At 68.2% G+C, this 20,580-nt stretch carries 22 protein-coding genes; 8 read left to right on the top strand and 14 right to left on the bottom strand.

Features of this window, described 5'->3' with window-relative positions; translation table 11 throughout:
* The 4 genes from ACE3SS_RS05775 to gspG all read right to left on the bottom strand — a co-directional run.
* Positions 1–255: type II secretion system protein J (locus tag ACE3SS_RS05775; RefSeq protein WP_374592212.1), on the bottom strand; the 255-nt coding region annotated here is incomplete at its 3' end.
* Positions 255–611 (bottom strand): type II secretion system minor pseudopilin GspI, encoded by a 357-nt coding sequence (gene gspI / locus ACE3SS_RS05770; protein WP_374592211.1) that lies wholly within the window; start codon positions 609–611, stop codon positions 255–257. The genes gspI and ACE3SS_RS05775, both read right to left, overlap by 1 nt.
* A gap of 17 nt (positions 612–628) precedes the next feature.
* Positions 629–1,147, bottom strand: a complete 519-nt coding sequence (locus ACE3SS_RS05765) for a Tfp pilus assembly protein FimT/FimU (RefSeq protein ID WP_374592210.1) — start codon at positions 1,145–1,147, stop codon at positions 629–631.
* A 13-nt stretch (positions 1,148–1,160) separates the two neighbouring features.
* Positions 1,161–1,613 carry a type II secretion system major pseudopilin GspG gene (gspG, locus tag ACE3SS_RS05760; protein WP_374592209.1) on the bottom strand — a complete coding sequence of 151 codons (453 nt, stop codon included), beginning with the start codon at positions 1,611–1,613 and terminating at the stop codon, positions 1,161–1,163.
* A gap of 147 nt (positions 1,614–1,760) precedes the next feature.
* Between gspG and ACE3SS_RS05755 the strand changes: the two genes are divergently transcribed.
* Entirely contained in the window at positions 1,761–2,363 is a 603-nt protein-coding gene (locus ACE3SS_RS05755; protein ID WP_374592208.1) for a hypothetical protein, read from the top strand.
* 49 nt (positions 2,364–2,412) lie between these two features.
* On the opposite strand, the gene ACE3SS_RS05750 is transcribed toward ACE3SS_RS05755, so the two are convergent.
* Together ACE3SS_RS05750 and ilvA are read right to left on the bottom strand one after the other, a co-directional pair.
* Positions 2,413–3,558, bottom strand: coding sequence for a nicotinate-nucleotide--dimethylbenzimidazole phosphoribosyltransferase (locus ACE3SS_RS05750; protein WP_374592207.1), 1,146 nt, complete (start codon positions 3,556–3,558; stop codon positions 2,413–2,415).
* A 163-nt stretch (positions 3,559–3,721) separates the two neighbouring features.
* The gene (gene ilvA, locus ACE3SS_RS05745) at positions 3,722–5,296 is read right to left on the bottom strand and encodes a threonine ammonia-lyase, biosynthetic (protein WP_374592206.1); all 1,575 of its coding nucleotides are present in this window, start codon (positions 5,294–5,296) and stop codon (positions 3,722–3,724) included.
* Positions 5,297–5,653: 357 nt separating this feature from the next.
* Here ilvA and ACE3SS_RS05740 point away from each other — a divergent pair, with 357 nt between their 5' ends.
* On the top strand, positions 5,654–6,082 hold the full coding sequence (locus ACE3SS_RS05740; RefSeq protein ID WP_374592205.1) for an OsmC family protein: 429 nt from the start codon (positions 5,654–5,656) through the stop codon (positions 6,080–6,082).
* A gap of 81 nt (positions 6,083–6,163) precedes the next feature.
* On the opposite strand, the gene coq7 is transcribed toward ACE3SS_RS05740, so the two are convergent.
* Positions 6,164–6,802 carry a 2-polyprenyl-3-methyl-6-methoxy-1,4-benzoquinone monooxygenase gene (gene coq7, locus ACE3SS_RS05735; RefSeq protein WP_374592204.1) on the bottom strand — a complete coding sequence of 213 codons (639 nt, stop codon included), beginning with the start codon at positions 6,800–6,802 and terminating at the stop codon, positions 6,164–6,166.
* A gap of 188 nt (positions 6,803–6,990) precedes the next feature.
* Here coq7 and otnI point away from each other — a divergent pair, with 188 nt between their 5' ends.
* The 3 genes from otnI (at position 6,991) to ACE3SS_RS05720 (ending at position 10,611) form a co-directional block, all read left to right on the top strand.
* Positions 6,991–7,830 (top strand): 2-oxo-tetronate isomerase, encoded by an 840-nt coding sequence (gene otnI, locus ACE3SS_RS05730; RefSeq protein ID WP_374592214.1) that lies wholly within the window; start codon positions 6,991–6,993, stop codon positions 7,828–7,830.
* Complete coding sequence (locus ACE3SS_RS05725) at positions 7,827–8,699, top strand: lysophospholipase (protein ID WP_374592203.1); 873 nt, start codon at positions 7,827–7,829, stop codon at positions 8,697–8,699. The genes otnI and ACE3SS_RS05725 overlap by 4 nt, the downstream gene beginning before the upstream one ends.
* Positions 8,700–8,826: 127 nt before the next feature.
* Positions 8,827–10,611: a flagellin gene (locus ACE3SS_RS05720; RefSeq protein WP_374592202.1), complete on the top strand. Its 1,785-nt coding sequence runs from the start codon at positions 8,827–8,829 to the stop codon at positions 10,609–10,611.
* Between the two features lie 6 nt (positions 10,612–10,617).
* On the opposite strand, the gene ACE3SS_RS05715 is transcribed toward ACE3SS_RS05720, so the two are convergent.
* The 3 genes from ACE3SS_RS05715 to ACE3SS_RS05705 form a co-directional block, all read right to left on the bottom strand.
* Positions 10,618–11,136 (bottom strand): hypothetical protein, encoded by a 519-nt coding sequence (locus ACE3SS_RS05715; protein ID WP_374592201.1) that lies wholly within the window; start codon positions 11,134–11,136, stop codon positions 10,618–10,620.
* 7 nt (positions 11,137–11,143) lie between these two features.
* Entirely contained in the window at positions 11,144–11,914 is a 771-nt protein-coding gene (locus ACE3SS_RS05710; protein ID WP_374592200.1) for a 5'-methylthioadenosine/adenosylhomocysteine nucleosidase, read from the bottom strand.
* A 117-nt stretch (positions 11,915–12,031) separates the two neighbouring features.
* Positions 12,032–13,753, bottom strand: coding sequence for a long-chain-fatty-acid--CoA ligase (locus tag ACE3SS_RS05705; protein WP_374592199.1), 1,722 nt, complete (start codon positions 13,751–13,753; stop codon positions 12,032–12,034).
* Between the two features lie 291 nt (positions 13,754–14,044).
* Between ACE3SS_RS05705 and ACE3SS_RS05700 the strand changes: the two genes are divergently transcribed.
* Both ACE3SS_RS05700 and ACE3SS_RS05695 read left to right on the top strand, forming a co-directional pair.
* Entirely contained in the window at positions 14,045–15,325 is a 1,281-nt protein-coding gene (locus ACE3SS_RS05700; protein WP_374592198.1) for a tetratricopeptide repeat protein, read from the top strand.
* Positions 15,326–15,372: 47 nt separating this feature from the next.
* Positions 15,373–16,485 carry a hypothetical protein gene (locus ACE3SS_RS05695; RefSeq protein ID WP_374592197.1) on the top strand — a complete coding sequence of 371 codons (1,113 nt, stop codon included), beginning with the start codon at positions 15,373–15,375 and terminating at the stop codon, positions 16,483–16,485.
* A 118-nt stretch (positions 16,486–16,603) separates the two neighbouring features.
* On the opposite strand, the gene ACE3SS_RS05690 is transcribed toward ACE3SS_RS05695, so the two are convergent.
* From ACE3SS_RS05690 to ACE3SS_RS05675, 4 genes are read right to left on the bottom strand one after another with little or no spacing between them, the layout of a single operon-like run.
* Entirely contained in the window at positions 16,604–18,064 is a 1,461-nt protein-coding gene (locus ACE3SS_RS05690) for an NAD(P)(+) transhydrogenase (Re/Si-specific) subunit beta (RefSeq protein ID WP_374592196.1), read from the bottom strand.
* Positions 18,065–18,385, bottom strand: coding sequence for an NAD(P) transhydrogenase subunit alpha (locus ACE3SS_RS05685; protein WP_374592195.1), 321 nt, complete (start codon positions 18,383–18,385; stop codon positions 18,065–18,067).
* Positions 18,386–18,410: 25 nt separating this feature from the next.
* Positions 18,411–18,773 carry an aspartate 1-decarboxylase gene (gene panD, locus ACE3SS_RS05680; protein WP_374592194.1) on the bottom strand — a complete coding sequence of 121 codons (363 nt, stop codon included), beginning with the start codon at positions 18,771–18,773 and terminating at the stop codon, positions 18,411–18,413.
* Between the two features lie 30 nt (positions 18,774–18,803).
* Complete coding sequence (locus tag ACE3SS_RS05675; RefSeq protein WP_374592193.1) at positions 18,804–19,919, bottom strand: Re/Si-specific NAD(P)(+) transhydrogenase subunit alpha; 1,116 nt, start codon at positions 19,917–19,919, stop codon at positions 18,804–18,806.
* A gap of 166 nt (positions 19,920–20,085) precedes the next feature.
* On the opposite strand from ACE3SS_RS05675, the gene ACE3SS_RS05670 reads away from it, so the two are divergent.
* Positions 20,086–20,577: an NUDIX hydrolase gene (locus ACE3SS_RS05670; RefSeq protein WP_374592192.1), complete on the top strand. Its 492-nt coding sequence runs from the start codon at positions 20,086–20,088 to the stop codon at positions 20,575–20,577.
* Positions 20,578–20,580: the final 3 nt, after the last annotated feature.

Here is a 20,580-nt window from a genome sequence, read left to right as displayed (position 1 = left end):
GTCGAACACCAGCGGCGGCACGGCCAGCGTGTCGCACACGGCGTTCATGTCGGCCTCGAACTGCGCCAGCGTGGACTGCACGCGCAAGGTGGTGTTGAGACGACTCTCGGCCACCTGCCGCGAGCGCAGCAAGGCGTCCACCCCGGTCCAGGCCATGCCCGCCATCACCGACAGGATGAGCAGCGCCACCAGCACCTCGATCAGCGTGAAGCCGCGAGCGCCCAGGCGGGGGGAGCGGAGAGCCGGCCGACGCATCAGAACCTCGGCACGATGGTAGTGAGCGTGAGGATGGGCAGCCCCGCCTCGTCGCGCACGTTGGCGTCCACGCGCCGGAAGTTCGGGTTGGGCGTCGGCCGCACCACCATCTGCCCCCGGTAACTGCGCCCGAGTTGCTCGCAGGCGAAATCGCCCTCGCCGATGCCCGGAAACTGCCGCGCCAGCTTGAGCGCGGCGAGCTGGTTGTCGGCGCACCACTGCGCGGCCGTGACGTCGGCCAGGCGCTGCGCGCTGTTGGTCATCGACCCGGCGGCCTTCATGCCCGCCGCCAGCGTCACGGCCACGATGGCCAGCGCCACCAGCACTTCGATGAGGGTCATGCCGCGTTGCCGCATGCTGCCACGCCCCGGTGTCACCGAACCAGGCCGGCCGGCCCCGGCGCGGAGTTCGACTCGGCCGCGTCGGCGCTGCCGTCCAGCGCGAACGGCCCGAGGCCGTCGGACACCAGCGTCACGCTGCGGTCGTCGATGCGCAGCACGATGCGCTGCGGGCCGATCAGGGGCTCGGGGCCCAGCACGATGCCGGGCGCGGCGGCGGTGGCGCCGGCCACTTGCACGGTCACGCCGGGCTCCAGCCAGCGGCGCGGTGGAGCGAGCCGCTCGGGCAAGCCGACGAAGTTGAAGTCGAGGGTCTCGTTGCGGGTCTGCACCGGGCGCGGCAGCCACGTCACCGCCACCCCCAACGCACGACTCTCGGAACGCGCGGCCTCCAGCAGAGAGGCCAGTCGCACCGCCTCGCGCTCCAAGCGCGTCTCGGCCGGGTCGCGCAAGGCCAGACCGGCCACCGCGCTGACCACGGCGATCAACGCCACCACGATCAGCAACTCGAGCAAGGTGAAGCCGGCCGCGCGGACTGCACGGGCCGCGCTCAAACGCCGAACGGCGTCATTGCCACGAGCCGATGTCGGCATCCCGGCCTTCACCGCCGGGTTGCCCGTCGGCCCCCAGGCTGAACACGTCGACCTCGCCCTTCACACCCGGGTTCACATACTGGTAGGGGTTGTGCCACGGGTCGGCGGGAAGCTTTTCAAGATACGGCCGCCAGTTGGGCGGCGTCGGCCCTTCGGTGGGCTTGGCGGTCAAGGCCTTCAGACCCTGCTGCGCGGTGGGGTAGCGCAGGTTGTCGAGCTTGTAGAGCTTGAGCGCCTGCATGATGTTGTTGACGTCGGTCTTGGCGGCGGTGACGCGGGCGTCTTCGGCGCGGTCGAGCACGTTGGGCACGATCAGCGCGGCCAGCAAACCGATGATGACCAGCACGACCATCAGCTCGATCAGGGTGAAGCCGCGCGCCACCAAGGCACGAACCGGGACGCGGCGAGAAGGCAGGTTGGCAAGCATCGTCTTGATCAGCAAAGGTGTTGAAGAGGCAGCACGGCTGCCGACACTGTAGCGAACATCGCCCCGCCATCGGGTAACCGAAATGCAGGCGTCAGCCCCGTGTGTTCCCGGTTTCAGGCCAGGGCGCATCCATCATAATGGCCCACCATGGTCTCACGTCTTACCGCTTTCCTGGTCTGGGCTGCCGTCGCGGCCAGCGTGGCGTTCTGGGGGCTGCGTCTGCTGGCGCGCCCCACTGCCGCGCCGGCGCAAACGCTGCCGGTGTCGCTCGAACAGGCGGCACGCGGCGACATCCTGCGACTCTTCCCGGCCCCGCTGAAATCGGCGGTAGCGGCCATCGAGCCGGCACTGGTGAGCCGCTTCAAGCTGCTTGGCGTGATCGCCCCACGCGAAGGCTCGGGCGCCGACGGCGTGGCCCTGATCGCCGTGGACGGCAAACCGCCGCGCGCCTATCACGTGGGCAGCCGGCTGGATCGCGACCTCGTGCTGCAGTTCGTCAACCAACGCGGCGCCTCGGTGGGCCCGGCCAACGGCCCGGCGGCCGGCATGCTCAGCGCGCCGACCCTGCCGCCGCCCAGCACCGGCGTGTTGCCCAGCGCGCAATCGCTGCTGAACAGCGGCGACGTCAACGCCTCTGCGCCGCCAGCTGGTGGGGGCGTGCCGCCCGGCATGCCCATGGGCGCCGCGCCGCAACCGCCCGCCGGCAACCTGCCGCCAGCCCCGGGCGTGCCGCCAACCGGCCAGCCCTGAGCCAGCGCCTGACGCGGCCACCCGTCCAGCGGGCTGGCTGACCCTGCGCTCAAACCTCGGAATACAGCGACGACCCCGGCGACGTGGACAGCTCGTCGTCATAAGCGTCGAGCACGTGGGCGTCTTCGACGTCGGCACTCATCGGCGCGAGATCGGACGGGAAGGTGGTGCCTGGCGATTCGCCTTCGGCCACCTCGGTCAGCAAGGCTGCCGCGCTGTGGATCAACGGCCAGGCCAGCACGGCGCCGGTGCCGTCGGTGCTCGACATGCCGAGCTCGAGCAGCGCCGTCGCCTCGAACAGATCGAGCGCTGCCGTGAGCCCCGGGTGCGGGTGGCTGCGGCTGAAGACGACGTAGTCCATCACGGCCGGCGCGATGCGCGAAGCCACCAGCAGCGCGGCGCAGGCCGGCAGGCCATCGACGACGATGAGATGCCGCTTGCCGGCCGCCACCAGGATGGCGCCGACCATCATGGCCACCTCGTAGCCGCCGAACGCGGCCATCACCTCGACCGGATCGTTGATGTTGCGATGTCGCCCCTGCGCGCCTTGCAGCACCACGAGCTGGCGCGACAAGTCTTGCTGCGCCAGCAGCGTCGGCGTGGCCAGCAACTGGCGCAGCGAGATGCGGCCATGCGCCAGACGCGAAATCACCAGCGCCGCGCTCTCGAACGCGCCCTCGCCCACGCCAGCGCAGGCCAGCAGGTTGCCGGGCAGGGTGTCGGCGATTTCCATGCCGGCCTTGATGGCGGCGTGCGCCTGGGCCAGCGTCATGGCCGGGCCGACGCGGCAGTTGCGCGTGCCATGGGCGATCTTGCGGGCCAGCAGGCCGGCGTGCGGCTCGAGCGCCTCGGCCACGCCGGCGTCAACGATGGACAGCTCCATGCCCTGGATGCGGGCAAACACCGGCAGCGGCAGTCGCCCGCCGAGCAGCTCGCGCACCTGGGTGGCGGTGGAGCGGGTGGGCGGCAGGATGCGGTCGACGACCAGGCCGTGATCGCCCGCGAACACCAGCATCTGCGGCTGCTCGAGCCGCGGCTTGAGATTGCCCTGGATGAGCCCGAGGCGCACGGCCAGGGGCTCGAGTTCACCCAGGCTGCCGACGGTCTCGCTGCGACGCAGCAGCTTCTCGCGCAGCGCGCGCTCCAGACCGGGGTGAGCGGTTGAGTGAATCAATGAACTTTGCACAGCAGACATGTTCTGGTCCGGGAGGAACGACTGGAGCCTGACTGCCACGCGCCTTGGAAAATCAATCGCCAGCAGAGAAGAAACATTGTGAAGACCGCGTGACGAGCGTCAACGCGGACTAGTACCGGCTTCCCGCGATTGAGGGATCACGTTTGTAACGTCTTATTTCAATTCAACGCAGAAACAGTCGGTAGACCGGGTTGCGGGTTTCTTCGACGAAGGAGTAGCCCAGGCCATCGAGGAAGGAGCGCAGCTCGCGCCCCTCGGCACGCGGCGCCTGGATGCCGACCAGGATGCGGCCGTAGTCGGCCCCCTGGTTGCGGTAGTGGAACAGGCTGATGTTCCAGTTCGGGTGCATGCTGGTCAGGAACGTCATGAGCGCACCCGGCCGCTCGGGGAAGGTGAAGCTGAACAGGCGCTCGTCCTGCGCCAGCTCGGAGCGCCCGCCCACCATGTGGCGGATGTGCGTCTTGGCCAGTTCGTCGCCGGTGAGGTCGACCGTGGCGAAGCTGTGCGACTCGAAGTGCTTGGCGATGCGCGCCGATTCGCCGCGCCCGCTGGTGCTCAGGCCGACGAAGATGTGCGCGCGCCGGTCGTCGGAGATGCGGTAGTTGAACTCGGTGACGCTGCGCGGGCCGATCAGCTCGCAGAAGCGCTTGAACGAGCCGCGCTCCTCGGGGATGGTCACCGCGAACAGCGCCTCGCGCTCCTCGCCCACGTCGGCGCGCTCGGCCACGAAGCGCAGGCGGTCGAAGTTCATGTTGGCGCCGCAGATCACCGAGACGAAGGTCTTGCCCCGCGATTTGTGGCGCTGCGCGTATTGCTTGATGGCGGCCACGCCGAGCGCCCCGGCGGGCTCGACCACGCCGCGCGTGTCCTGATAGATGTCCTTGATGGCCGCGCAGACGGCGTCGGTGTCCACCACGACGAACTCATCGACGTGCTGGCGCACCAGGCGCAGCGTCTCTTGCCCCACGGTCTTGACGGCCGTGCCGTCCGAGAACAGCCCGACGCTCGGCAGCGTGACGCGCTTGCCGGCCTTGACCGAGCGCAGCATGGCGTCGGAATCGACCATCTGCACGCCGATGACCTTGATCTCGGGGCGCACCGCCTTGATGTAGGCCGCCACGCCCGAAATGAGCCCGCCACCGCCAATCGCGACGAACACCGCGTCGATCGGACCCTGGTGCTGGCGCAGGATCTCCATGGCCACGGTGCCCTGGCCGGCAATGACGTCGGGGTCGTCGAATGGGTGGACGAACACGAGGCCGCCGTCGCGCTCGAGCTTGAGGGCGTGCTCATACGAGTCCGAATAGCTCTCGCCGTGCAGCACGACCTCGCCGCCCAGCGCCTTGACGGCGTCCACCTTGACCGCCGGCGTGGTGACCGGCATCACGATCACGGCGCGGCAACCCATGCGGCGCGCGCCCAGCGCCACGCCTTGCGCGTGGTTGCCGGCCGAGGCGCAGATCACGCCGCGCTTGAGTTGCGCCGGCGTGATCTGCGCCATCTTGTTGTAGGCGCCGCGCAGCTTGAAGCTGAACACGGCCTGCTGGTCTTCGCGCTTGAGCAGGATCTGGTTGCCGAGCCGGGCCGAGAGGTTGCGCGCCGGCTGCAGGTCGCTCTCGATGGCCACGTCGTAGACCCGCGCGGTGAGGATCTTCTGCAGGTAGTCCGACAAGGTCAGCGGGCGCGCGGCGCGCCCCGTCTTCTTGGCAGCCGATGCAGCTCGGGCGACGCGGGCCATGGCGGTTTCTCCTACAGGCGGTCTCGATGGTCGGACCCCGATCGACGGGGCGAAGCCATCGATCATAAGAGACCAGAAAAAAACCCGAAGCCTTTGCAAGCTTCGGGTTGAAATCCACCAATGGAGGAGGGTGGAGGAGACAAACATGAGGCGGCAGAACCGCCACGTTCTGACCGCCGCCAGAACGATGTATCGAATTGTATACGAAGCGCGGGTTTTCCTGCACGCGACCCCGTCGGCCAGAGGCCTATTCGCGGCAACGCGTGACTTTTGCCGCCTCAACCGCCCGAAACGTCGCCCCTCCGCGACGGCGGCACAATCGCCGCCATTGCGATTGCCCAGCAGGACACACACACCATGGAATGCACGATCAACTGGCTGCCCGCGTCGGGCATGGCCTTCGCGGCCGAGACCGGCAGCGGCCACCTCATCAACATGGACGGCGCCCCGGACGGCGGCGGCCGCAACCTGGCGCCGCGCCCGATGGAAACCGTGCTCGCCGGCACCGGCGGCTGCACGGCCTACGACGTGGTGCTGATCCTGAAGCGCGGCCGCCACGACGTGCGCGGCTGCCAGGTCAAGCTGACGGCCGAGCGCGCCGACACCGACCCCAAGGTCTTCACCAAGATCCACATGCACTTCGTGGTGACGGGCGTGAACCTGACCGAGACCGCCGTGCAGCGCGCGGTGCAGATGTCGCACGAAAAATACTGCTCGGCCAGCATCATGCTGGGCAAGACTGCCGAGATCACGACGAGTTTTGAAATCTCCCCCCCTACGGCCTGATGGCCGCCCCCTCGAGGGGGCCGCGCCAGCAGACCGGCGGAGCCGGATCTGCGGCGCGCGCTGGGTAGGGTGGTTTGTGTATCAGATGTAGTGCGCGGTGGTGGTCATGACCTTGGCCGCAGCGCGCATCAGGCCGCGCACCGGGGCCGGCAGCTCGATGCCTCCGGCGCGCTCGGCATCTTTGGCGTGGCGCACTTCGTCGTCGCGCATCTGGCGCACGATGGCCCGCGAGGCGGTGTCGCCCTCGGGCAGTTTTTCAAGATGGCTGTCGAGATGCTGCTCGACCTGCCGCTCGGTCTCGACGACGAAGCCCAGGCTGACGCGGTCGCCCACGCGGCCAGCCGCCAGGCCGATGGCGAACGCCCCGGCGTACCAGAGCGGATTCAGCAGGCTCAGGCGGCCGCCGAGCTCGTCGACGCGCTGCTTGGTCCAGGCCAGGTGATCGGTCTCCTCGCGCGCCGCCGCCTCGAAATGCTCGCGCAGCGCGGGGTCGCGCGTGCTCAGGGCCTGGGCGTTGTAGAGCGCCTGGGCGCAGACCTCGCCGACGTGGTTGACGCGCATCAGCGCTGCCGCCTCGCGCTTTTGCGCGTCGTCGAGCACGGCGCTTTCGGTCAGCGGCTGCGGGCACGGGCGCGAGGCGCCATGCACGCCCAGCACGGTGCGCAAGGCGTTGTCGGCGGTCATCAGCAGGCGATCGAGCGCGGAGTGGTGGATGGTCATGGCAAGCCTCTCGAAAACCCGACGCGGTGGCCACGTCCGGGGCAACGCCACCCGCCTGTTCGCGGGGATGGAGATCAGGCATGTTACCCATGCCGCGCCGCGCTGGCTCGGGTAGGCTGACGACTCGCGATCCGCCCCCTGGGTCGGCCATCGCCCCGCTGTTGTCTCCGCAGTTGCAGTCGTCCGCCATGCCCCGCTTTGCCGCCAATCTCAGTTGGCTCTATACCGAGCACCCCTTTCTGGATCGCTTTGCGGCAGCCGCGAGCGATGGCTTCGACGGCATCGAGTGCCTCTTCCCCTACGAGCACCCCGCCCACGAGCTGCGGGCCCGGCTCGACGCCCACGGCCTGTGCTGGGTGCTGTTCAACGCCCCGCCGGGCAACTGGGCGGCTGGCGAGCGCGGCATCGCGGCGCTGCCGGGGCGCGAAGCCGAATTCCGCCGCGGCATCGAGCAGGCGCTGCACACGGCGCACACCCTGGGCTGCACGCGCGTGCATGTGATGGCCGGGCTGGTGCAACCCGCCCTGCCCGTGGAGCAGCAGTGGGCCACCTACCAGCACAACCTCGCCTGGGCCGCCGCGCAAGCCGCCAGCGCCCAAGTGAAATTGCTGATCGAGCCGATCAACCCGATCGACATGCCCGGCTACCTGCTGACCCGCCAGGCCGACGCGCACCGCCTGGTAGCCGAGATCGGCGCGCCCAACCTGCTGGTGCAGATGGATCTGTATCACTGCCAGATCGTCGAAGGCGAGGTGCTGAGCTGGCTCACCGGCGCGCTGCACCCGCAGCACGGCCCGAGCCGGATCGGGCACATGCAGGTGGCCGGCGTGCCCGGTCGCCACGAACCAGAAGCCGGCGCCATCGACTACCCTGCCGTCTTCGAGCTGATCGACCAGTTGGGCTACGCCGGCTGGATCGGCTGCGAATACCGCCCGCGCCTGACCGGCCAGGCCGACGCCACCCGCGCCGGCCTGGGCTGGCTGCGCCCGCACCTCGATCGACAACGCAACGCCTGGGCCACCCCATGAACACTTCGACTCTCACCACCCGCGACGGCCTGCAGTTGCATTGGCACGAATGGCGCATCGATCACCCCCGCGGCACCGTGCTGCTGGTGCACGGCCACGGCGAGCACATCGGCCGCTACGAACACGTGGCGCGCTACCTGAACCAGCAAGGCTGGGCGGTGGCCGGCTACGACCAGCGCGGCCACGGCCGCTCGCCCGGCCGACGCGGCCACATCGCGCAGCCCGACGACCTGCTGCACGACTTGGCCGCCGCCATCGACCAGACCCGCGCCCGCCTGCCCGGCGGCCCCTTGATCGTGCTGGCGCACAGCATGGGCGGCGTCACCGCGGCCCGCTTCGCGCTCGGCCAGCAAGGCCTGGAGAGCGGCGACTGGGCCCGCGCGGTGGACGGCTACGTGCTGTCGTCGCCGGCGCTCGACGTGGCGCCCAGCGCCGCGCAGAAGCTGCTGCTCGCCTTCGGGCTGCGCTTCATGCCGTGGCTGAGCGCGTCGAACGGGCTGAAGTCGGCCTGGGTGTCGCGCGACCCAGCCGAGGTGGCCAAGTACGACGCCGACCCGCTGGTGCATGGCCTGATCGCCCCCAAGCTGGCCCAGTTCATCATCGACAGCGGTGAGCGGGCGCTGGCGCACGCGGCGGAGTGGCACGTGCCCACCCTGCTGCTCTACGGCGGCAGCGACCGCTGCGTGAACCCGGCCGGCAGCGACAGGTTCGCGGCGACGGCACCCAAGAAGTGGGTAAGCGCCCACGCCTACCCGGTGCTTTATCACGAGATCTTCAACGAACCCGAGCGCGACGAGGTGCTGACCGAGGTCGGCGCCTGGCTCGATCGCACCTTCAACGGCACGGCCCACCTGACACGCCGGGCCTGACCGCCACCGGGCCCGCAGCGGCCCATTTCACGCCGCCCCGACCTCGCGATTCAAGTCCCTGGTCCGGCGGGCCGACATGGATAGACCGGGCCTCTCATTTGGGGAGGGGGCCGGCTGTGCACACGCCATGTCCTCGGTCATCAACAGCAACCTCGCCGCCCTGACGGCCAGCCGCAACCTGGATCGCACCCAGGACGGCTTGCGCACGTCCCTGCAGCGGCTGGCGTCGGGGCTGCGCATCAACAGCGCGGCCGACGACGCCGCCGGGCTGGCGATCGCCGAACGCATGACCAGCCAGGTGCGCGGCACCACCCAGGCGCTGCGCAACACCAATGACGGCATCTCGATGTTCCAGACCGGCGAGTTCGCGCTGGGCAGCATGGTGGAGCGGCTGCAGCACATGCGCGAGCTGGCCGTGCAGGCCTGCAACGCCACGCTGAGCAGCGCCGACCGGGCCTCGCTGGACTTCGACCTGCAGCAGTCCACCCTCGAACTCGACCGCACCGCCAGCGTCACCGCCTTCAACGGCCGGCACCTGCTTGACGGCTCGCAAAGCCCGCTCAGCCTGCAAGTGGGGGCCGATGCCGCCGATACGTTGAGCGTGGATCTCTCGACCAGCGTGCGCAGCGCGCAGCTCGGCGCCATCGCCACGGCCACCTCGGCCGACCTGCGCACGCTCAATGGCAGCGGCGGCGGCGGCGGCTTCGTGTTCGCCGGCACCTACACCACCGTGCCCATCGGCAACCTCGATTTCTCGCGCCCCGACATCCCGTTCACCCCCGGCTACGCCACCACCACCAGCACGCCCGTCAGCAACTACAGCGGCACGGGTAACGCCGCCGTCTTCAAGGTCGATGGCCTGACGGTCAACCTCAACGCCAACTACGGCAACCTCGCCGGCGTGGCGGGGGCGGTGCAGTCGCAGCTCAACGCACAAGCCAGCGGCGCCTACGTGGTCTCGCAAAACGGCAGCGCGCTGACGATCACCAAGACCTCGAATGCCAACTATGGTCACGTGGCGCCGAGCATCAGCGCGGTGAGCGGCAGCAATGCGGCGGTCTTTGCCAGCGCCACCACCACGGCGGGCACCGCCTCGTCACGCAACACGCACGCCGGTTTCTCGGTGGACGGCCACCGCGTGTCGCTCACCACCGACTTCAGCGGCAACGCCGCCGGGCTGATGAGCGAGATCCAACGCCAGCTCAACCTGGGCGCGGCGGGGGTGTACCGCGTGACCGGCAGCACCAACGGCATCAGCATCAGCCACACCGCCGACAACGTGCTGCCCGACGTCGGCCAGTTCACCGACACCGGGGCCGCCAACTTCTCGCGCGGACAGGCTGCAGCGCTCACCTTGAGGGCCGGCGACCTGACCGTGCAGGTGGGTCAGGGCCCGACCATCAACGTCGTCGGCAGCTTCACCGACGCCGCCAGCCTCGCCAGCGCCGTGCAGTCGCAAGTGGCCGGGGTGGTCGCCAACGTGGACAACCAGGCCGGCACCCTCAAGATCAACGCCACCGAAACCGTGACCATCGGTGGCTCGCAAGCCCAGTCGTCAGGCGCGCTGGCCTTCAACCCGTTGGTCAACCCGCCCGCCGGCAGCCTGGACGACGCCAAGCTGATCACGCAGGGCGACGCCAGCAATGCCGTGCTGCGCATCGACGCCGCCATCGACACGCTGAGCGCCCGACGCGGCCTGCTCGGCGCCACCTTGAACCGGCTCGAAGCGGTGGTGGCCACGCAGCAAGACCACATCACCGTGATGAGCGCCGCGCGCAGCCGCATCACCGATACCGACTTCGCCAGCGAAACCGCCGCGCTGAGCCGCAACCGGGTGCTGCGCAGCGCCGGCCTGGCGATGGTGGCGCAAGCCAATGCGCGCCCGAGCAGCGTGCTGACGCTGCTGCGCTGAAGCGCCTCACCCGCCTCGCACCCACCGCGCCACGGCCCGCGCCCGCGCCCGGGCCCAGTCGGCCACGGCTTGCACCCGTTGCCACGTCGCGCTGGCCCGGACACGCGCCAGCCACGCCGCCTTCTTGGCCCGCCACCAGGTGAGCGCCCGTGCAAACCAGGCGATACCCATGAGCTGCGGCTCGGTGAGGATGAACAGCCGCCCCACCAGCGCCGTGCCCGCCACCTTCGCGGCCAGGATGACGCTCAAGCCGAGCCCGCCATGCCCTTGGTGGATCAGCCACAGCGCCCCCAGCTTGACCGGCAGCAGCGCCAGCGCCGGCAGCGCAAACAGCGCCAGCGCGGCGTAGGGCGAGGCGCGGCGGATGCGCGCCTCGAGCGCGGCCAGTGGCGGCAGACGCGCCACCCAGGCCGCGAAGGCCGTGAGCGGCCGCCAGCCCCATTCCTCGAACAGCAGCACTGCGGCCAGCAGGGCCGTGCCGAGGCCGCGCAGCACGCGGCCCAGCAGCCGCCACAGCGACTTCATGGTTCGATCAGGCGGCCAGCAAGCGCAGGGCGCGCCGCACGATGGCCAGCGAATAATGCGCCGCCACCTCGGCCATGAACCGGTTGAAGTCGACGTGCGCGGCATCGTCGGCGCGGTCCGACACGGTGCGTACCACCGCGCAGGGCACGTTGAAGTCGTGGCAGACCTGCGCCAGCGCGGCGCCCTCCATCTCGACGGCCAGCGCCTCGGGCAAGGCCTGCCGCAGCGCCTCGGACTCGTTTTGCGTGGACACGAAACGGTCGCCGCTGATGATGAGGCCGCGGTGCCCACGCGGCGCCGTGATGCCGAAAGCCCGCAGCCGCGCGCCGTCGAGGTGCTCGCCCTGCGCGCCGGCGGCTTCGGCCAGCACCGTCTGGGCGGCGCGCCACAACACGTCGGACAAAGCCGCGTCCGGCACGAAGCGGCTCACGCCGGTGAGCGGCACTTCAAAGCGCGGGAAGAGCGGCGAGGCGTCCATGTCGTGCTGGGTCAGGCCGTCCGCCACCACCACGTCGCCCACTCGCACGTGCTCGCCCAGGCCGCCGGCCACGCCGGTGAACAGGATGCGATCGACCTGGAATTCGGTGATGAGCAAGGTGGCCGTGGTGGCCGCCGCGACCTTGCCGATGCCGGCCAGCACCGCCACGACCTCGTGGCCATCGAGGTGGCCGACCCAGAACTCGCGGCCGGCGCGCACCCGGGGCACTTCGTCGGGCATGGCCTGCAGCACGGCGCGCAGCTCGTCGTGCATGGCGGCCACGATGGCGAGGCGGCTCATGGCCGCCCCCTCGAAATCTGCTGCATGGTGTCCCCTTGGCCGCACACGGCGCGCGGCATTCGGGGCAGTGTAGCCAGCCACCCGGCGCGCCGGGTTAGCGCGGCGTTAAGGCAGCGGTCAGGCCGCGCGCTGCTGCGCCACCCGCTCGACCGCTGGCTGGTCGCGCAACTCGCGGCGCAGCACCTTGCCGACCGGCGTCTTGGGCAGCTCGGCGCGGAACTCCACCACCTTCGGGCGCTTGTAGCCCGTGAGGTTGGCCTCGCAATAGGCGCGCACGTCGGCCTCGGTGACGGGCGGGCTGTGCTCGGCTTCGCTCTCGCGCACCAGCACCAGCTTCACGGCCTCGCCGGACTTGTCGTCGGGCACGCCCACGGCGGCGGCTTCGAGCACGCCGGGCATCTGGGTAAGCACGTCCTCGATCTCGTTCGGATAGACATTGAAGCCCGACACCAGGATCATGTCTTTCTTGCGATCGACCACGCGCACGAAGCCGCGCTCGTCCATCACGCCGATGTCGCCGGTGCGGAAGAAGCCGTCGGGCGTCATGACCTTGGCGGTTTCATCGGGCCGCTGCCAGTAGCCGGCCATCACCTGCGGGCCGCGCACGCTGATCTCGCCGGGCGAGCCCAGCGGCACGGGCTGCCCGACCTCGTCGAGGATGTGCACCTCGGTGGACGGGAACGGCAGCCCGATGGTGCCGCTGAACTCGGTGGACGTGGGGATGTTGCAGGTCACGCCCGGAGAGGTTTCGGACAAGCCGTAGGCCTCGCAGATGTTGACCGAGGTGCGCTCGCGCCACAGCTGCGCCGTGTGGTGCTGCACCTGCATGCCGCCGCCCACGGTGACGCGCAACTGACTCCAGTCGACCTTGTGGAAGTCCGGGTGGTGCACCATGGCGTTGAACAGCGTGTTGACGCCCGGGAAGCTGTGGAAGGGTTGACGCGCCAAATCCTTGAACAAGGCCGGCAGATCGCGCGGGTTGATGATCAGCACGTTGCAGCCGCCCAGCCGCATGTTCAGCATCATGCAGGCCGTGAAACCGAAGATGTGATACAGCGGCAGCGCGCAGATCAGCACGGGCTGCTCATTGCGATCGAGCTGCGCCCACAGGATGTTGTTCCAGGCCTCGGCCTGCAGGATGTTGGCCACGATGTTGCGGTGCGTGAGCATGGCGCCCTTGCTCACGCCGGTGGTGCCGCCGGTGTACTGCAGCACGGCCACATCGCTGCCCGCCAACTTGGGCGCGCGCCACGCGGCACGCGCGCCCAGGTCGAGCGCCTTGTTGAAGCGCACGGCGCCCGGCAGCTCGAAGGGCGGCACCATCTTCTTGACGCGGCGCACCACGTGGTTGACCAGCGTGCCCTTGAGCGGCCCGAGCAGGTCGCCCACCGCGGCCAGCACGATGTGACCCACCGCCGTCTTGCCCAGACATTCCTGCAGCGTGGCGGCGAAGTTCTCGATGATGACGATGGCCTTGGCGCCCGAGTCCTTGAGCTGGTGCTCGAGTTCGCGCGCCGTGTAGAGCGGGTTGACGTTCACCACCACGCAGCCCGCGCGCAACGCGCCCGCCACCGCCACCGGATACTGCGGCACGTTGGGCATCATGATCGCCACGCGGTCACCCTTGACCAGCCCCAGGCTCTGCAAATAGGCCGCGAAGCGCTTGCTGAGCGCGTCCAGCTGGCCGAACGACATCGATTTGCCCATGAACTTGTAGGCCGGCCGATCGCGGAAGGCGCGCATGCCTTCGTCCATCAGCTGCAACAGCGAGTCGATCTGATCCGGGTCGATGCTGTGCGGCACACCGGGCGGGTAACTCTTGAGCCAAATCTTGTCCATAGCGGTCTCCTGGGCGGGAGCCGATTCTGGGGCGAGCATGCCCGGCGGCGAACCGGGGGAAACGCGGCCCACGCCCCAACAGCGTTGCCCGGAGCCACCGAATCAGGGGCAAGTCCCCCTGATTCGGTGGCTCCGCCCCTCCCACAATCCGCGTGAAAAGATCACAATCGGTCTTGTAACAATTCGTTAAACGCCCTGCACGACAGCGGGTCAGGCGGTGCTGCTTCAAGCACGAACCTGCGCGATCGGGGCGAGTTGGCACCATCTACATTGAAGTCCGGAGACTTGTTCATGCGTTTCGCACCGATTGGCAGCCGCCCCGTGGTCGCCGCCTGCGCCCTGGCCTGCGCCACCCTCTGTCCTGCCCTGGCTCGCGCTCAAGGCAGCGACATCGAAGACCAATATCGCCAAGGCCTGTACGAGCGCGAAACCGGTCGCCCCTACTCGGCCATCGAAACGCTTGAAAGCCTGCTGCAGGCCAACCCGACGCTCAACCGCGCCCGCCTGGAGCTGGCCGTCACCTACTACCGCACCCTCGAATTCGCCAAGGCCCGCGCCCAGGCCCAGCAGGTGCTCGACGACCCCAAGACGCCCGACAACGTGCGCCTGTCGGTGCAATCGTTCCTGAAGCAGCTCGAACTCGACGAAAAGGCCACCTTCGGCCAGCCCAACAAGTTCGAGGCATCGGGCCTGGCCGGCCTGGTCCACGACAGCAACGTCACCGCCGGCCCCACCAGCACCCTGCTGCCCGGCGGCTTCACGCTCGACCCCGCGGGCCAGCGCCGCTCCGACTGGGGCACCGACCTGCAAGCCGGCCTGACCCACACCTGGCAAAGCGGCAGCCCGGTGCGCCTGGGCGAATCGACCTCGCGCTTCAGCTGGACGACCGCCGGCAGCCTCTACCACCGTGGCTACGACCAGGAAAAGGCCTACAACCTCGGCGTCGCCACGCTGTCCACCGGCCCCGGACTGATCAGCAAGAACGGCACCCGCGCCAACCTCAACTTCCAGGTCGACCACATCACGCTGGGCGGCGAAGACCTGGCCGACTACTGGTCGATCAGCCCCTCGCTGGCCATTCAGGTCGCCCAGGGCGAATTCGGCGTCGATCTGCAATACATCAACCGCGCCTACAACCGCAGCATCGACGAAGGCCGCGACGGCCACTACCGCTCGATCGGCCTGAGCTACGGCCACCTGTCGTTCGGCAACAGCCTCGCGGTGCAAGGCGGCGTGCGCTTCTCGGTCGAGGAAGACCGCTATGGCCGCTTCAGCAACAACGCCGACGAGCCCTTCATCGGACTGCGCTGGCAAGCCTGGAACGGCGGCGACGTGTTCGGCCGCGTGTCCTACCGCCACGCCGAATTCAAGGCGCCCGAACTGCTCTACGGCTACAAGCGCCACGAAAACGAAAACCGCATCGAACTCGGCGCCAACCACCGCTTCCAGAGCGGCTGGCTCGAAAAATGGCAGTGGGCCAACAGCGTGACCTACATCCGCAACGGCTCGAACATCGGCCTGTACGACTACCGCCGCACCCTGTTCGTGACCTCGCTGGGTCGCAGCTACTGACCCTCGATCACCTCGCTTATTTGTTTCATTTTCGAAGGAGTACCCCCATGCGCCCCACCCTCCAGACCGCGCTCCGCGCCACCAGCCTGGCCGCCGCGCTCGTCGCGGGCCTGTCGGCTCATGCCGCCACCCCCGCCGAGATGCAGAACATCAAGCTCTACGGCGACGTCACCATCGCGCAAGACAGCGTCAAGGCCTGGGGCCCGTGGGAGCAATTCGAAGCCCCGGCCGCCGGCAACCCGCCGGCGCTGCCCAGCTTCCGCACCGATGCGTCCAGCCTGTATCGCCCGATCGGGCCGGTGAACCCGCCGACGCCAGCCACCGAGGGCACCCTTGAAGGCTTCGCGACCTTCACCAAGCTGGACACCAACTGCGACTGCGAGTACGCCGTGATCGGCGGCGATCAGGCCAAGGTGCGGGGCACGTATTCGCTGACCAACACCACCATATCCAACTTGACCGGGCCCTCCTTCGTCAGCGGTGCATTCACGCCTCATGACTACGTCGGCACCTCGGCGGACACCAAACTCGCGCTGACCGATACCGGTCGCCTCGACTTTGCCGGCTTGGCGTACACGAACGTGAGCAACAACCCGGTCGCCATTCCCGTCACCGTCGAAGGCATCGACAGCAACGCCATCCAGGCCTGGGCTTTCATCGTCGATTACGCACGGGGCAACACCGAGACCGTCGCCTCGTTGAGTGCCGAGGGTCAGACCCCGATCTATGGCGTGGTTGGCGTGCGTACCAGCGATGCGGATATCGCGGCCTTGCGTGCGGGTAATTTCACGGCCAGCTACAAGGGCGTCACGCTGATCCAGAAGATGATCTTCAACATGACCATGGCCTTTGGCACCGGCCTCTTCACCCAGACCGTGACCAAGGAAATCGAAGTCGGCAAGCAGCCGCTGGTGTTCTCGGTAAGCGGCATCGCCAACGGAGCACAACTGTCCGCAACAACAACCAAGGCGATCGAGACAGGTGGCGGCTACTACAGCATGGCAGTGGACGGCACCCTGACTGGCAAAAATGCTGCAGGCTATATGGGCAACGTGGCGGTGCGCGGCGTAGAAGGCACGCCTGCATCGCGTGGATTCACCGACTCGGTGATCGCCCAGCAAGTGAAACTGGTCCAGCCGACCACCGTCAAGACGCCTTGACGCCAGCGTCCGACGACAGCCGCACACCCGTGCGGCCCAACAAAAAGGCCGCGACGGTTTCCCCTCGCGGCCTTTTTGTTGACACCGACGCACGCGTCGGCCTCGTGCTTGCAGCGGCTTACTCCACCGCCTTGACCATGTCTTCCACGACCTTCTTGGCGTCGCCGAACACCATCATGGTCTTGTCCATGTAGAACAGCTCGTTGTCCAGGCCGGCATAACCGCTGGCCATCGAGCGCTTGTTCACGATCACGGTCTTGGCCTTGTAGGCTTCCAGAATCGGCATGCCGTAGATCGGGCTGCCCTTGACCTGCGCGGCCGGGTTCACCACGTCGTTGGCGCCCAGGATGATGGCCACGTCGGCCTGACCGAATTCGCCGTTGATGTCTTCCATCTCGAAGACCTGGTCGTACGGCACCTCGGCCTCTGCCAGCAGCACGTTCATGTGCCCCGGCATGCGACCCGCCACCGGGTGGATGGCGTACTTGACGGTGATGCCCTTGTGCGTGAGCTTCTCGGCCAGCTCCTTCACGGCGTGCTGCGCGCGCGCCACGGCCAGACCGTAGCCCGGCACGATGACCACGGTTTCGGCGTTGCCCAGGATGAAGGCCGCGTCGTCCGCCGAGCCGCTCTTGACCGCGCGCTGCTGTTGCGCGCCGCCCGTGGCCGCCGCGCCGGCGTCACCACCAAAGCCACCCAGGATCACGTTGAAGAACGAGCGGTTCATGGCCTTGCACATGATGTAGCTCAGGATCGCGCCCGAGCTGCCCACCAGCGAGCCGGCAATGATCAGCATCGAGTTGTTCAGCGAGAAACCGATGCCGGCCGCCGCCCAGCCCGAGTAGCTGTTGAGCATCGACACCACCACGGGCATGTCGGCGCCACCGATCGGGATGATGATCAGCACACCCAGCACGAAGCTCAGCGCGATCAGGGCAAAGAACACGTCCAGGCGCTGAACATCAACAGCCATGAAGAGCGCGATCAGGCCGATGGCCGCCAGGCCCAGCACCAGATTCAGCATGTGCTGACCGGCGAACACCACCGGTGCACCCTGGAACAGGCGGAACTTGTACTTGCCGCTCAGCTTGCCGAACGCGATGACCGAGCCCGAGAAGGTGATGGCGCCAACAGCCGCGCCCAGGGCCAGCTCCAAACGATTGCCTACCGGAATCACCGCCAGGGCATCACCAATAGGCTTGGCCACGATCTGGAAAGCGTAGGGCTCGGCCACCACGGCGATGGCGATGAACACCGCCGCCAGACCGATCATGCTGTGCATGAAGGCCACGAGCTCGGGCATCTTGGTCATCTCGACGCGCTTGGCCATGATGGCGCCGGCGCTGCCGCCCACCACCAGCGCGGCCAGCACGTAGCCCAGGCCCGCGCCGAAGCTCACGTGCAGGTGCTCGGCTTGCCCCTGAATGAGGCCCACCGTGGTCAGCACGGCGATGGTCATGCCGATCATGCCGAACAGGTTGCCGCGGATCGAGGTGGTCGGGTGGCTCAGGCCCTTGAGCGCCTGGATGAAGCACACCGAGGCGACCAGATACAGCAATGCGATGAGGTTCAGGCTCATTTACTTGCCCCCTGCCTTCTTGTCTTTCTTCTTGAACATCTCGAGCATGCGGCGCGTGACCAGGAAGCCCCCGAACACGTTGACCGCCGCCAGCGCCACGGCCAGCACGCCCATGATCTTGCCCAGCGGCGTGACGGTGAGCGCGGCTGCGAGCATGGCCCCGACGATGACGATGGCCGACACCGCGTTGGTCACGGCCATCAAGGGGGTGTGCAGGGCGGGGGTCACCGTCCAGACCACGTGATAGCCCACATAGATGGCGAGCACGAAGATGGTCAGGTTGATGACGACGTGGCTGACAGTTGGCACTAAGGCTTCCATCGTTGTCTCCTAGTCTTGAGTCGGATCAGAGCTTGCGGATTTCGGTGACGCGGTTGTCGCCATCGACCAGCACGACCTTGGGCTTCCAGGCCGGCACCTCGCTCTCGGCCACCGGGCCGTAGGTGCAGATGATGAGCAGGTCGCCCACATGGGCGCGGCGCGCGGCGGCGCCGTTGAGCGAGATCGCTCCCGAGCCGCGCGCGGCCTTGATGATGTAGGTGGAGAAGCGCTCGCCGTTGTTGACGTTGTACAGGTCGATGCGCTCGTACTCGTGCATGTTGGCGGCGTCCAGCAGGTCTTCGTCGATGCCGCACGAGCCTTCGTAGGTGAGGTCGGCTTCGGTGACGGTGACACGGTGCAGCTTGGCACGGAGCATGATGCGTTGCATGGCGAAATCCTCTAAGGCAAGGGCGGGGAATCAGGCGCGCAGCAGCTGACCATCGCGACACATCAGGCAAGCCTTGACGATGTCGTCTTCGAGGTCGACGTGCAAGGCGCCTTCTTTGTTGATGATCAGCTTCAGGAAGTCGAGCACGTTGCGGGCGTACAGCGACGAGGCATCGGCGGCCACCAGCGCGGGCAGGTTGGTTTCGCCCACCAGCGTCACGCCGTGCTTGACCACGGTCTTGCCGGCCTCGGTGAGCGGGCAGTTGCCGCCCTGCGCCGCAGCCAGGTCGACGATGACCGAGCCCGGCTTCATGGCCTTGACCATGTCTTCGGTGACCAGCACGGGGGCGGCACGACCGGGGATCAAGGCGGTGGTGATGACGATGTCGGCCTGCGCCACGCGCTTGGCGACTTCGGCCTTCTGGCGGTCGAGCCAGCTTTGCGGCATCGGGCGGGCGTAGCCGCCCACGCCTTCGGCGGCTTCTTTTTCTTCGGCGGTTTCGTAGGGCACGTCGATGAACTTGGCGCCCAGCGACTCGACCTGCTCCTTCACCGAGGGGCGCACGTCGGACGCCTCGATGACCGCGCCCAGGCGCTTGGCCGTGGCGATGGCCTGCAGGCCCGCCACGCCGACGCCCAGGATCACGACGCGCGCGGCCTTCACGGTGCCGGCGGCGGTCATGAGCATCGGGAAGAAGCGCTGGTATTTGTCGGCCGCCATCATCACGGCCTTGTAGCCGGCGATGTTGGCCTGCGAGGACAGCACGTCCATGCTCTGCGCGCGGGTGGTGCGCGGCGCGGCCTCGAGCGCGTAGGCCGTGAGCCGGGTGGCGTTGAGGCGCTGCAGCCCGGCGGCGTCGAAGGGGTTGAGCATGCCCACCACGGTGGTGCCGGCGCGCAGCAGCGGCAATTCGCTGTCTTGCGGAGCGCGCACCTTGAGCACCAGGTCGCAGGCGCAGGCCGTGGCGGCGTCCACGATCTCGGCGCCGACGGCCGCGTAGGCCTCGTCGGGCACGCTGGCGGCCACCCCGGCACCCGACTCGATGCGCAGCGTGTGGCCCTGGGCCTTCAGTTTCTTGGCCGTCTCGGGCGTGACGGCAACGCGTGTCTCGCCGACAGTCGTCTCTCGCGGAACGCCAATGAACATGCGGTCTCCTTCGGTGTCATCGAAGCGGCGGCCAAGAGGCGCGGCGCTGGTGTGCAATACAAGAATGTGTCGAACCCTCCAGCATACACAAGTTGGACGAGGGTTCTGGAGCACGAGGGGCGGAACTTGTCGTTCCGAAAAGCGACTCCAACGATAATGAATGACCATGACACACCGCTGGAAACCCAATGTCACGGTCGCCGCCATTGTCGAGCGCGACGGCCGCTACCTGCTGGTCGAGGAGCAAACCTCCGACGGTCTGCTGCTCAACAACCCCGCCGGCCACCTCGACCCGGGCGAGTCGCCGTTGCAGGGCGTGATCCGCGAGGCGCTCGAAGAAACCGCCTGCCATTTCACCCCGCTGGCGTTTCAGGGCGTCTACCTGTCGCGTTTTCGGCGCACCCGCACGGGCGAAGACGTGACCTACGTGCGCCTGGCGTTCGCCGGCACCGTCGGCGAGCCCGAGCTGGGCCGCGCGCTCGACACCGGCGTCATCCGCGCCGTCTGGATGACGCCCGAGGAGCTGCGCGCCAGCACGCACCGCCACCGCAGCCCGCTGGTGCTGCGCTGCATCGAAGACCACCTCGCCGGGCGCCGGCTGCCGCTCGACTCCATCTACACCGACGTCAGTCTTTTCATGGAGCCCGAGACGCTGTGAGCG

Source organism: Aquabacterium sp. (assembly GCF_041915145.1).
In the GTDB taxonomy this organism is placed as follows: Bacteria; Pseudomonadota; Gammaproteobacteria; order Burkholderiales; family Burkholderiaceae_C; genus Aquabacterium.
This window is presented reverse-complemented; position numbering and strand designations above follow the sequence as displayed.